The organism is Streptomyces sp. NPDC048659 (genome assembly GCF_040650575.1).
Lineage (GTDB): Bacteria > Actinomycetota > Actinomycetes > Streptomycetales > Streptomycetaceae > Streptomyces.
The window spans coordinates 1-11733 of sequence record NZ_JBEZHM010000042.1; the positions used below are offsets into that span (position 1 = coordinate 1).

Here is an 11733-nt window from a genome sequence, read left to right on the forward strand (position 1 = left end):
CCCGGCCGGGAAGTCCTTCTTCGACACCTCGCACGAGTCGTCCTTCGCGATCACCTGGACCGCGCCGTCCTCCGACTTGCCGTCGCTCTTCTGCGTGCAGCCCGTGGCGGCGGCCAGGACCGCCGCCGTGGCGGCGGCGGTGAGGACGGTGAGACGGACGGCTCGCATGAGGGCTCCACTCGGGGACATGGCGCGGGGGACAGGCGCTGGCGACAGGGTGCGGGGGACGGGGTGAGGCGGACCTAACTTAACCGAGGCTTACCTGAGCGATACCCACCCGTCCAGTGATTCAGCTCTCAGGCCCGGGGCCCCGGACACGACCTGGTCACGGCTGCCCCACGGGGCCTTCAGGGCTTGGTCAAGGGCTGGTCAAGCGGGGCGGATTGTCCCGATTCGGGTTACGCGCGGGTAGGACCACGGGGGTGCCCGTCCTGGGGTGCGGGAACACCTCCACCGGCTGCCGGTAGACCCGGCTCAGCAGCTCCCCGCCGAGCACCTCCGCGGGCGGCCCGGCCGCCGCGATCCGGCCCTCGTGCAGCACCGCCACCCGGTCCGCGTACGCGGCGGCGAGCCCCAGGTCGTGCAGGACCGCGACCACCGCGACCCCCGCCGCCGCCCGCGCCCGGCACACCCCGAGCACCAGCTCCTGGTGGCGCAGGTCGAGCGCGGCGGTCGGCTCGTCGAGCAGCAGCAGCCCGGTCCGCTGGGCGAGCACCCGGGCCAGCGCCACCCGGGCCCGCTCGCCGCCCGACAGCGCCGGGAAGGGGCGCGCGGCGAACTCCGCGGTCTCCGTCAGCGCCAGTGCCTCCGCGACCGCCGCCTCGTCGTCCGCCTCCCCGGCCGTCCCGGTCCAGGGCGCCCGGCCCATCCGGACCACCTCGGCGACCGGGAAGGGGAAGGAGAGCGCCGCGTCCTGCGGCAGCACCGCCCGGCGCAGGGCCAGTTCGGCGGCGCTCCAGGCGCCCGCGGGACGGCCCGCGATCCGCACCTCCCCGGCGTCCGGCGCCAGGTCCCCGGCGAGCGCCGCGAGCAGCGTGGACTTCCCGGCCCCGTTGGGCCCCACCAGGGCCAGCACCTCCCCGGCGCGTACGGTCACGTCGACACCGTCCAGGACCGGGCGCCGCCCGAGCGCGAGCCGCAGCCCGGCCGCCTCGGCGACGGTCCCGCCGGGCGGGACGGGGGAGGGGAGGGCGCGCGTGCGGCGCCGGATTCTCATGCTGCCGAGGGTCATGCCCAACCACCTTGCCTGCGACGGGTCCTGCGCAGCAGCCAGAAGAAGAACGGGCTGCCGATGAGGGCGGTGAGGACGCCCAGGGGAAGTTCGGCCGGGGCCGCGAGCGTACGGGCCGCGAGGTCGCCGGCCATCAGGACGACCGCCCCGCCGAGCGCGCTGCCCGGCACGAGGAAGCGGTGCCCGGGGCCGTGCGCCATGCGCAGCAGGTGCGGGACGAGCAGGCCCACGAAGGTGATGACCCCCGCCACCGCGACCGCCGCCGCCGTGAGCAGCGCCACCACCAGGACCAGCGCCACCCGCAGCCGTTCGACGTCCACGCCCAGGTGCCGGGCGGGCCGCTCGCCGAGCGCGAGCAGGTCGAGCCGGCGGGCGTACAGCGGCGCGACGGCGAGGCCGAGCAGCGCGCACGGCAGCACCGCGAGCACCTTCGGCCAGGTCGCCTGCGCCAGCGAGCCGAGCTGCCAGAAGGTGATCTGGGTGAGCTGGGCGTTGTCGGCGAAGAAGACGAAGAGGCCGATGAGGGCGCCCGCGAAGGCGTTGACCGCGATGCCGGTGAGGATCAGGGTCACCACCTCCGTACGCCCGCCGGACCGCGACAGCGCGTAGACCAGGCCCACCGTCAGGAGTCCCGCCCCGAAGGCGCAGACGGTGACGGTCCAGCCGCCCAGGAACGAAAGACCGAGCGCGATGGCGCCGACCGCGCCGACGGCCGCGCCCGCCGAGATGCCGATCACGCCGGGCTCGGCGAGCGGGTTGCCGAACACGCCCTGGGTCAGGGCGCCCGCGCAGCCCAGCGAGGCGCCGACCAGGAGGGCGAGGACGACCCGGGGGAGCCGGATGTTCCACAGCACGCTCTCCGCCGACCGGTCCAGGGCGTGGCCGCCGAGGCCGGTCCGGTGCAGGACCGAGGCCAGCACGTCGCCGAGCGGGATCTCGTACGCCCCGAGGCCGGCCGACAGCAGGGCGAGCAGCAGCAGGGCGCCGAGCAGGGCGGCGGTCAGCACGGCGGTCCGGCCCGCGCGGGGGCGGGTGGGGGCCGTCTCCTTCCGCGCGGCGGCCGGGGCCTCTTGTACGGCGGTCACTTGGCCTCCCCGTACAGCTGGTCGATCAGGGTCTCCAGGACCCGGTCGGTGCGCGGGCCGTAGGTGAGGAGCACGCCGTCGTCGACGGAGACGATCCGGCGGTCCTGCCCGGCCGGGGTCTCGGCGACGCCGGGCAGGCGGACCAGCCCGTCGACGCCGCCGACCGAGTCGAGTCCCTTGCGCATCACGAGGATCGCGTCCGGCGCGGCGGCGGCCAGCGCCTCGCTGGTGAGCGGGGTGAAGTCCTTGGTGAGCCCGGACTCCTTGCCCGCGTCGACGGCGCCGGCGGCCTCCAGGAGCGAGCTCGCGCCGGAGTCGGCGCCGCCGAGGAGGTAGACGGCGGCCGAGCCCCGTACGTACAGGAAGGCGACCCGGGGCTTCTCGGGGCGGGCGGGGACCGTCCGGCGCACCGCGTCGAGCCGGGCCTCGGTGCGCCGGGCGAGCGCGTCGCCCGCGCCGGGCACGCCGAGCGCGGCGGAGACCGCGCCGATCCGCGCGGGCACGTCGGCGAGGCCCTTGGCGGGCGCGACGACCAGCAGCGGGACACCCGCCTCGCGGATGCGGGCGACGGCCTCGGCGGGGCCGGTGGTGCTCTCGGCGAGGACGAGGGTGGGCCGCAGCGACAGCACGCTCTCGGCGGAGACGTCGTGAGCCCGGGTCACCACCGGGAGCCGGGCGGCCTGTTCGAAGGTGGCGGTGACGTCGCGGGCGACCACCTGCCCGCCGAGCCCGAGGCTGAAGACGAGCTCGGACAGGGAGCCGCTGAGCGGGACGATCCGCTCGGTGGAGGTCACGGTCACCCGGCGCCCGTCGGCCGAGGCGACGGTGACGGGGAGTGCGGGCCGGGCCTGGTCGCGGGCGGCGAGGGGCTCGATCCGGTCGGCCTGCCCGGTCCCTCCCGGGGACGCGGGCGAGGCCGCGGGGGCCGCCGGGCCGCAGCCGCTCGCGGTGAGGGCGAGGGCGAGCGCGAGCGGGGCGAGGAGCGCGACCGCCCTGCTGCGGGGGCGAGTCGGGGGTGTGCGGCGGGAAGTGCGCACCGGAGGGGCTTCCTGTCTCTCGGGGGCGATTTCGGGGGTGGGGCGGAGCGACGCCGGGGACGTGGCCGGGGATGCGGCCGGGGGTGCGGCCGGGGGTGCGGCCGGGGGTGTGGACGTCTTGACCGGGTCGTAGCTTAGGTTAGCCTTACCTAAGATTCTTCGAACCGGAGGGTTCCATGCCGCCGTTCTCCAGACCCGGGCGCGCATCCGCCGTGACACTCGTCGCGGCCTTGCTCGCCGTCCTCCTCCCGGCCGCCGCCGCCCGCGCGGACAGCCGGACCGTGCAGGGCGGCCGGCTCGACTGGGGGATCAAGACCTCCTTCCAGAGCTACGTCACCGGGCCCGTCGCCCAAGGGAGTTGGAGCCTCGCCGGAGGCGCCGCCACGGTCGGCACCGGACAGTTCCGCTTCCACTCCGCGCGCGGCTCGTACGACCCCGCCACCGGCGCCTTCGACGCGGCCTTCGGCGGCGGGGTGCGCTTCCTCGGGCACCGCGAGGCCGACGGCGGCCACGCGCTCGACCTCACCGTCAGCCGCCCCCGGATCCGCGTCCAGGACGGCCGGGGCACCCTCTACGCCGACATGGCGAGCAAGGCCAAGGGCAGCGGCACCCTGACCCGCCGCACCGGGGTCCCGCTTGCCGCGCTCGATCTCTCCGGCATCGACATGCGGGGCGGCGGCAGCCCGCTCGTCCTCACCGGCGTGCCCGCCACCCTCACCGCGCAGGGCGCCGCCGCCTTCGCCGGCTACTACACGGCCGGCACGCCGCTGGACCCGGTCGCCCTCTCGGTCGACGTCGTGGGCGGGGCCGGCGCGAAGCCGTCCAAGTCGCCGAATCCGTCGCCGAAGCCGTCGGAGTCGGCGGATCCGGCGCCCACGGCCGGATTCCGGGACGCGGCCGTCGACTGGGGCGTGCGCCGCACCTTCCGCGAGTACGTCACCGGGGCCGTCGCGCAGGGCCGCTGGACGCTGAGCGGCGGCGCCCAGGACGGCGGGGCGCTCTTCCGCTTCCCCGCGGGCAAGGGCGCGTACGACCCCGAACGCGGCACCCTCGACGCCGCGTTCACGGGAGCCGTCCGCTTCACCGGCGCCCACCTCGACCTCACCCTCGGCGCCGTCACCGTGAAGGTCGCCGACGGGCGCGGCACGCTCAGCGCCGACGTCAGCGGGGCGGGGAGCCCGCCTGAGAAGGCGGTCCCGCTCGTCACCTTCGACGCGGGGAAGCTGCGCGCCGAGGACGGCCTCGTCAGCGTCGCCGAGGCCCCGGCCACCCTCACCGAGGGCGGCGCGAAGGCGTTCGGCGGGATGTACCGGGCGGGCACCGCCATGGACCCGGTCTCCCTCGCCGTCGCCGTCGGCGCCACGGCGGAACTCCCGCCGCTGCCGGACCTCGGGACCGACGCGAAGGCCACGACGCCGACGCCGACGCCGCCTCCGGCGCCCGCGCCCGCCGCCGAGGCGGCGGGGGAGAGTTCGTCGCCCGCCGTCCCGCTCGCCCTCGGGGCGGGCCTGCTGCTGGCCGCCGCGATCGGCGTCGGATTCGCCTTGCGCAGGCGGCGGGCGGCCGGGGCGGAGCCCGATGTCGAGGAACTCGCCGACCGGGCGGCCGACGGACCCGCCGACCGCCCCACCGACTGACGGCCCCTCACTCCCGCACCTCCTCACGCCCTCCACTCCCTCCACACCCCCTCACCCCCCCTCACCCCCCCTCACCCCCCTCACCCCCTTCATCTCCCTCACCCCGTACGGGCACCCGCCCGCACCTCGCCCTACCCCCGTGCGCCCGCGACCGCCGCGGCGCGTCCTCACCAGGAGAGCACCCACCCATGGCCACCCCCCTGAGCCACCGCGCCCTCGCCCGGGCCGCCGCCGTCGCCACCGTCGTGGCGCTCGGCACCGGCGCCCTCGCCCTGCCCGCCGTAGCGGCCGATGCCGCGCCCCCGATCCCGCTGAAGAACGGCACCCTGGACTGGGGCATCAAGGAGTCGTTCCGCTCCTACCTCGCCAAGCCCTTCTCCAAGGGCAGCACCACGCTCGAAGGCGGCGCCCGGCAGGCCGCGGGGCACGGCGTCTTCACCTTCGTCGACGGCACCGGCACCTACGACCGGGGCACCCACGCCACCGCCAACTCCTTCAAGGGCGGCGTCCGTTTCGAGGCCCACGACGGGGCCCTGGACATCCGGATCTCCGACGTCCGCCTGTCGACGAAGGGCGCCGCCGCGCCGACCGGCGAGATCACCGCGGACGTCGTCACCAAGGAGAAGGACGGCAGCTACACCACCCGCGACGACATCCCGTTCGCCGCGCTCGACATGAGCGGGGTCCGGCCCGGCACGGGCGCGGGCGGCGCGATGGTCTTCGCGGGCATACCCGCCACCCTCACCACCCAGGGCGCCGCGGCCTTCGCGGGCTTCTACAAGGCGGGCGAGGCCCTCGACGCGGCCACCCTCACCGTGACGCCGGGCGGCGCCGAGCCGACCAAGCCGCCGACCACGCCCCCGACCACGCCCCCGACGGTGAACCCCACGCCCACGCCGACCTCGACCACCACCACCCCGCCGACGAAGCCGACGCCCACCCCCACGGCAACGGCGAAGCCGACCGCCACCGCCACGGCCACCCCCACCACCGCCCCGGACTCCGGCGCGGTGAAGAGCGGGCGCCTGACCTGGGGCGTGAAGCAGTCCTGGCGGACGTACGTCACCGGCACCTGCGGCGGTACGGTCACCCCGGCCGGCGGCGCCCGGACCAACGGCTCCGGCTACGACTTCGCCTTCACCCGGGCGAGCCTGGACAGCACGGCCAGGACCGCCGACGCGGGCTTCGGCGGCAGCCTCCGCTTCGCCTGCGCGGCGCACGGCATCGACTGGACCATCGGTGACGTCAAAGTGAAGGCGAACGGCACCAAGGGCACCCTCGTCGCCGACGTCACCACCGCCAAGGGCACCAAGAACGACGTGGCCTTCGCCGACCTCGACCTCACCAAGGCCGACTGGAAGCCCAAGAACGGCGTCGTCACCCTCGCCGCGCTCCCCGCCAAGCTGACGAAGGACGGCGCCGCCACCTTCGCCGGCCCGAGCGGCGAGGCGTTCTACAGCGCGGGCACCGCCATCGACCCCGTCACCGTCAGCCTCGCCACCACCGGGGGCGCCACGCTCCCGACGACACCGGGCACGTCGGACGGCTCGGCGGGCGGCGGCACCGGCGGTAGCGCGGGCGGCGGTACGGGCGGCAGCGTGGGCGGCTCCGCGGCCCTCGCCGCGACCGGCTCCGACACCGCCACCGGCCCCCTCCTGGCCGCCGCCGGAGCCGCAGCCGCGGCCGGCGCGGGCCTCGTCATCGCCGTCCGCCGCCGGGCGACCGGCGCCTGACCCTCCGTACGGATCCCGCAAGGGCTTCCGTACGCGCGTGAGGCCGCGCCCCGCCCCGGGGCGCGGCCTCTTCTCCGTCCCCGGGCGCGGAACGGCGTCTGGATGCTTCAATTCCGCCATGAACACGACGGTCACTGACATCGACGTCCTGCGGGTCTTCTGCGCGGGGGACGGGCGGTACGGCAACGCGCTCGGCGTCGTACGGGACGGGCGCGGGCACCCCGACGAGGGGTCGCGGCAGGCGCTCGCCAAGGAGCTCGGCTTCAGCGAGACCGTGTTCGTCGACGACCCGGAGCGCGGCGTCGTCGACATCTACACCCCCGGGCTGCGGCTGCCCTTCGCCGGGCACCCGCTCGTCGGCACGGCCTGGCTGCTCGACCTGGAGGTCGTCCACCCGCCGGCCGGGGAGGTGTGGGTGCGCGGCGACGGCGAGTTCACCTGGATCGAGGCCCGCGCCGAGTGGGCCCCGCCGCGCACCCTGCGGCGCCACGCGTCGGCCGCCGAGGTCGAGGCCCTTGAGGTCCCGGAGCCGGGGGAGTGGATCTACGCCTGGGCCTGGGAGGACGAGGCCGCCGGGCGGATCCGCGCGCGGGCCTTCCCCGGGCGCGGCGACGGCATCGACGAGGACGAGGCGACGGGCGCGGCGGCGCTGCTGCTCACGGCGGAGCTCGGCCGGGCCCTCAACATCACCCAGGGCCGCGGCTCGCAACTGCTCACCGCGCCGGGCCCGGACGGCATCGTGGAACTGGGCGGCCGGGTCCGCCTGGACCGCACTTTCACGGTCTGAGGGCCCCCCGGGGCCCCGGGCTCCAGGGCCCGACGCCTGCGGCCCGGACGCCCGAGGCCCCGACGCCCAAGGCCCCCCACGCCCGAGGCCCGGCCCGCCCCCGTGCGGGGGTCGGCCGGGCCTCGGGCGTCGGCGGATGCGGTCAGGCCGCGCTGAGCGGGAACTCGGTGGCCAGCTCGCGGAACACCGCGCCGTTGAAGTCGAAGGCGCGCTTGCACTCGTCGACGATCCGCTGCTTCTCCAGGTCGTCCGCGTTCACCCCGTCCAGCAGCTCCCGGTAGGCCCGCTTGAACGCCGCCGGGTTGCCGATGGCGTCGAACACGTAGAACCGGACGCCGTCGCCCTTGCGCGCGAAGCCCCAGGTCCGCTCGGCCTTGTCGCGGATGATTTGGCCGCCCGACAGGTCGCCCAGGTACCGGGTGTAGTGGTGGGCCACATAACCGGCGGGCCAGTCGCGGGCGCACTCCGCGACCCGCGCCGCGTACGCCTCGGTGGCCGGCAGGGCCGTCAGCCCGGCGCGCCAGTCGGGGCCCCGCAGATGCGCGAGGTCCTGTTCCAGGGCGGCCGTGCGGAACAGCTCCGGCTGTATGAAGGGCCCGGCGACCGGGTCGGCCCGCAGGGCCTCCGCGCCGTCCTCCAGGGCCCGGTACACGAACCACAGCTGCTCCGTGTAGCGCGCGTACGCGTCCACGGCCAGGTGTCCGCCGAGGAGGTCGCTCATGAACGTCGACGACTCGGCCTCCGTGTGCTGCTCGTGCGACGCGGTGCGGATGAGTGTCGAGAAGGGCGTGTCCAAGGCGTGCCTCCGGGACCGTCGGGGGTCGGGAACCATCATGACCAGGATGATCCTGCCAAGTTAGGCTTGCCTAAGTCAACTGGTTCCCGACGTCCTGTCGGTAAAAAGCTACCCCTCTACCGGGTCAGGGCAACGTAAGAATCTCGGCCCCGGTCTCCGTCACCACCAGCGTGTGCTCGAACTGCGCCGTCCGCTTGCGGTCCTTGGTCACCACGGTCCACCCGTCCTCCCACATGTCGTAGTCGTGGGTGCCCAGCGTCAGCATCGGCTCGATCGTGAAGGTCATGCCCGGCTGGATGAGGGTCGTGTGGTGCGGGGAGTCGTAGTGCGGAATGATCAGCCCGGAATGGAACGACGAGTTGATGCCGTGCCCCGTGAAGTCGCGCACGACGCCGTAGCCGAAGCGCTTCGCGTACGACTCGATGACCCGGCCGATGATGTTGACCTGGCGGCCCGGCTTGACCGCCTTGATGGCCCGGTTCAAGGACTCGCGGGTCCGCTCGACGAGCAGCCGCGACTCCTCGTCGACGTCGCCGCACAGGTAGGTGGCGTTGTTGTCGCCGTGGACGCCGTTGATGTAGGCCGTCACGTCCAGGTTCACGATGTCGCCGTCCTGGAGGACGGTCGAGTCGGGGATCCCGTGACAGATGACCTCGTTGACCGACGAGCACAGCGACTTCGGGAAGCCGCGGTAGCCCAGCGTCGACGGATAGGCGCCGTGGTCGCACATGTACTCGTGCGCGACCCGGTCCAGCTCGTCCGTGGTCACGCCCGGCGCGATGTGCTTGGCGGCCTCCTCCATCGCCCGCGCGGCGATGCGGCCGGCGATCCGCATCCGCTCGATCGTGTCGGAGTCCTGCACCTCGGGCCCGGAATACGGGGTCGGGGCGGGCTTTCCGACGTACTCGGGGCGGCGGATGGACCCCGGAACGGAACGGTGGGGGGAGAGCTCCCCCGGTACGAGAAGCGACTGGCCAGACATGTCAGCGAGTCTAACGACCGCGTCTGGGGCAGCATGGCGACAGAGGAAGGAGCCGACGATGGCCCTGTTCAAGAAGCGCACGGTGGGCAAACCGGGCGAGTGGTACTACTGCCTGGAGCACAAGAAGGTCGAGGAGGGCCCCGAGTGCCCGGCCAAGAACCGCTTCGGCCCGTACGCCACCCCCGAGGAGGCCGCCCACGCCATGGAGACGGCGAAGGAGCGCAACCTGGAGTGGGAGACCGACCCCCGCTGGCACGACAAGCCCTCCGGCGAGGACCCCTCGGGCTCGGGACAGGACCGGGACGGCTGAGCCGGCGGGGCCGCTGAAGCCCCGGGCCTCGGGCTCCGGCCCCGGCCCCCGGCCCCGGCCCCCGGCCCGGTTTCCGGCCCGGTTTCCGGGCTCAGGCCGTGGACGTGGCCGTCGGCGCCGGGAGGGCCGCCGTCGCGAGGACCGTGCCGTCCGGGGCGAGCAGGCGGACCCCGGACGGCCTCCCCGCGCCCGCCGAGGCCGAGGCGGGGACCGGGGCCGCCCAGTACCCGTAGCCGTCCTTCAGGGCGAACGAGCCGAGCACCGTCGTACCGCCGTCGGCCGTGTCGAGCACGCACCGCACCCGCCCGCTCCCCGCGCCCGCGCCGCCCGTGCCCTCAAGGTCCACCGCCATCGACACCCACCCCGGCCGCCCCGCCCCCGCCGCGTGCGCGAAGACCCGGCCCACCTCCTGCCCGCCGGGCGACAGCAGCGCCGCCTCGGACAGGCCCGCGTGCCCCGGCGCCGTCGACACCACGGGCGCGCCCGCCACCACCGCCGTGCCGACCGCCCAGCCGCCGAACCCGCAGGCCAGCGCCGCCGCCCCGGCCACCGCCGCCAACCGCAGCCGGTGCCGCCGCGGCCACCGGTCCCGCCGCGCCGCCGGGACCGCCGGGACCGCCGGAGCCGGGGCGGGGGCCAGCGCCGCCACCACCCGGCTCTCGAAGCCGACCGGCGGCTCCACCTCCGGCAGCAGGCCGAGCAGCCCGTCACCGGCCGCCGTCAGCCGCTCCACGTACTCCCGGCACTCCGGGCAGCCGTCCAGGTGCGCCACCGCCTCCGCCCGCTCCCGGGCCGGCAGCACCCCCAGCGCGAGCTCCGCGCCGAGCTCCCGCAGCCGCTCGCACGCCACGCCGTTCACGGCCGGTCCTCCTCCCGGTCCGCCCGGTCCCCCTGCTCCGCCCGGTCCCCCCGCTCCTCCCGTTCCAGGGCCGCCCGCAGCTTCGCCGTGCCCGCCCTGATCCGGGTCTTCGCCGTGCCCAGCGGCACGGACTCGGCCGCCGCCACCTCCCGCGCGGTCATCCCGTAGACCCCCGCCATCACCAGCGCCCGCGCCTGCGCGCGCGGCAGCGTCCCCACCGCCCGCCGCACCCGCGCCGAGCCCTCCTCCGCCACCGCGTGCCGCTCCGGCGTGTCCGTCACCGCGCCCAGCAGCGCGTCCAGCTCCTCCGGGGCCACCGGACTGGCCCGCCGGGCCCGTACCGCGTCGATCGCCAGGTTGTGCGCGATCGTCGTCAGCCACGTCCGCACCGAGCCCCGCCGCGGGTCGTACACCTGCGCGTGCCGCCAGGCCCGCTCGAAGGTCTGCTGCGCGATGTCCTCCGCCAGCTGCGGATCACCGACGACGGTGACCGCCACCCCGAACACGGCCCCCTGGAAACGGCGCACGAAAGCCACCGCGATCTCCTGGTCGCCCGTGGTCAGACCGGAGAGCAGTGCCTCGTCGGGTACGCGCCCGAAGGAAGCGCCCATGTGCCGCACACCGTGGATACGTTCCGCGGCCCCGAAGGGATTGCCTGCCGTCCATTGTCCGCGCAATCCCTTCGCGCGGCCCGGCCGTATCCCCTGTGGAGGACCGAATCATGAACGGAACCACGCACCAGCACCGAACCCGGACCGGCGGCCGGATCGCCCTCGGCCTGACCAGCGCCGCCATGGTGGGCCTCCTGGCCGCCTGCGGAGGCGGCGGGAGCGGCGGCGGCAGCGGCAGCGGTACGCAGACCCCGGCGGCGTCCGCGCCGTCCACCACGGCACCGGCGCCCGCCGGGACCACCCAGGTGAAGACGGACCTCACCGACTTCCACATCGCGCTCTCCCCGCAGCCCACCCAGCCGGGGCGCTACACCTTCGCCGAGAAGAACGACGGACAGCACGACCACGCCCTGGAGATCCAGGGCAACGGCACGGAGAGCCGCAGCAAGACGGTCGGCCCGGGCCAGTCCACCACCCTCACCGTCGACCTGAAGCCCGGCACCTACCAGGTCTACTGCCCCATCGACGGACACAAGGACCTCGGCATGAAGACCCAGCTCACCATCGGCGGCGCGACGAACTCCACCGCGCCCACCGCGCCCACCACGACCACTCCCGGGAACGGCAACGGCAATGGCAACGGCACCGGCTACTAGAACCACGGG

The 11733-nt window shown here is 75.4% G+C and carries 12 protein-coding genes and 1 pseudogene; 5 read left to right on the forward strand and 8 right to left on the reverse strand.

What is annotated here, in order from left to right; genetic code table 11:
- The 4 genes and pseudogenes from AB0C99_RS27325 to AB0C99_RS27340 form a co-directional block, all read right to left on the reverse strand.
- A pseudogene (locus AB0C99_RS27325) lies at window positions 1–168 on the reverse strand (peptidase M75); the annotation flags it as partial.
- Window positions 169–358: 190 nt separating this feature from the next.
- Window positions 359–1231, reverse strand: coding sequence for a heme ABC transporter ATP-binding protein (locus AB0C99_RS27330; RefSeq protein WP_362480236.1), 873 nt, complete (start codon window positions 1229–1231; stop codon window positions 359–361).
- Window positions 1228–2316, reverse strand: coding sequence for an iron ABC transporter permease (locus tag AB0C99_RS27335; RefSeq protein ID WP_362480239.1), 1089 nt, complete (start codon window positions 2314–2316; stop codon window positions 1228–1230). The genes AB0C99_RS27330 and AB0C99_RS27335 overlap by 4 nt, the downstream gene beginning before the upstream one ends.
- Window positions 2313–3353 carry an ABC transporter substrate-binding protein gene (locus AB0C99_RS27340; protein ID WP_362480241.1) on the reverse strand — a complete coding sequence of 347 codons (1041 nt, stop codon included), beginning with the start codon at window positions 3351–3353 and terminating at the stop codon, window positions 2313–2315. The genes AB0C99_RS27335 and AB0C99_RS27340 overlap by 4 nt, the downstream gene beginning before the upstream one ends.
- Before the next feature lie 176 nt (window positions 3354–3529).
- Here AB0C99_RS27340 and AB0C99_RS27345 point away from each other — a divergent pair, with 176 nt between their 5' ends.
- The 3 genes from AB0C99_RS27345 (at window position 3530) to AB0C99_RS27355 (ending at window position 7510) form a co-directional block, all read left to right on the forward strand.
- A complete protein-coding gene (locus tag AB0C99_RS27345) occupies window positions 3530–4990 on the forward strand; it encodes an HtaA domain-containing protein (RefSeq protein WP_362480244.1) in 1461 nt (486 codons plus the stop codon).
- Between the two features lie 188 nt (window positions 4991–5178).
- The gene (locus AB0C99_RS27350; RefSeq protein ID WP_362480247.1) at window positions 5179–6723 is read left to right on the forward strand and encodes an HtaA domain-containing protein; all 1545 of its coding nucleotides are present in this window, start codon (window positions 5179–5181) and stop codon (window positions 6721–6723) included.
- A gap of 118 nt (window positions 6724–6841) precedes the next feature.
- Entirely contained in the window at window positions 6842–7510 is a 669-nt protein-coding gene (locus tag AB0C99_RS27355) for a PhzF family phenazine biosynthesis protein (protein ID WP_362480250.1), read from the forward strand.
- 142 nt (window positions 7511–7652) lie between these two features.
- Here AB0C99_RS27355 and AB0C99_RS27360 read toward each other — a convergent pair whose 3' ends face one another.
- Both AB0C99_RS27360 and map read right to left on the reverse strand, forming a co-directional pair.
- Entirely contained in the window at window positions 7653–8342 is a 690-nt protein-coding gene (locus AB0C99_RS27360; protein WP_362480431.1) for a biliverdin-producing heme oxygenase, read from the reverse strand.
- 88 nt (window positions 8343–8430) lie between these two features.
- Window positions 8431–9288 (reverse strand): type I methionyl aminopeptidase, encoded by an 858-nt coding sequence (gene map / locus AB0C99_RS27365; RefSeq protein ID WP_362480252.1) that lies wholly within the window; start codon window positions 9286–9288, stop codon window positions 8431–8433.
- A 58-nt stretch (window positions 9289–9346) separates the two neighbouring features.
- Here map and AB0C99_RS27370 point away from each other — a divergent pair, with 58 nt between their 5' ends.
- Entirely contained in the window at window positions 9347–9598 is a 252-nt protein-coding gene (locus tag AB0C99_RS27370; protein WP_362480255.1) for a hypothetical protein, read from the forward strand.
- A 91-nt stretch (window positions 9599–9689) separates the two neighbouring features.
- On the opposite strand, the gene AB0C99_RS27375 is transcribed toward AB0C99_RS27370, so the two are convergent.
- Both AB0C99_RS27375 and AB0C99_RS27380 read right to left on the reverse strand, forming a co-directional pair.
- Entirely contained in the window at window positions 9690–10457 is a 768-nt protein-coding gene (locus tag AB0C99_RS27375; RefSeq protein ID WP_362480258.1) for a zf-HC2 domain-containing protein, read from the reverse strand.
- A complete protein-coding gene (locus AB0C99_RS27380; RefSeq protein ID WP_362480261.1) occupies window positions 10454–11068 on the reverse strand; it encodes a sigma-70 family RNA polymerase sigma factor in 615 nt (204 codons plus the stop codon). Before AB0C99_RS27380 ends, AB0C99_RS27375 begins: the two co-directional genes overlap by 4 nt.
- A gap of 110 nt (window positions 11069–11178) precedes the next feature.
- Here AB0C99_RS27380 and AB0C99_RS27385 point away from each other — a divergent pair, with 110 nt between their 5' ends.
- Window positions 11179–11724: a plastocyanin/azurin family copper-binding protein gene (locus tag AB0C99_RS27385; RefSeq protein ID WP_362480263.1), complete on the forward strand. Its 546-nt coding sequence runs from the start codon at window positions 11179–11181 to the stop codon at window positions 11722–11724.
- Window positions 11725–11733 lie beyond the last annotated feature (9 nt).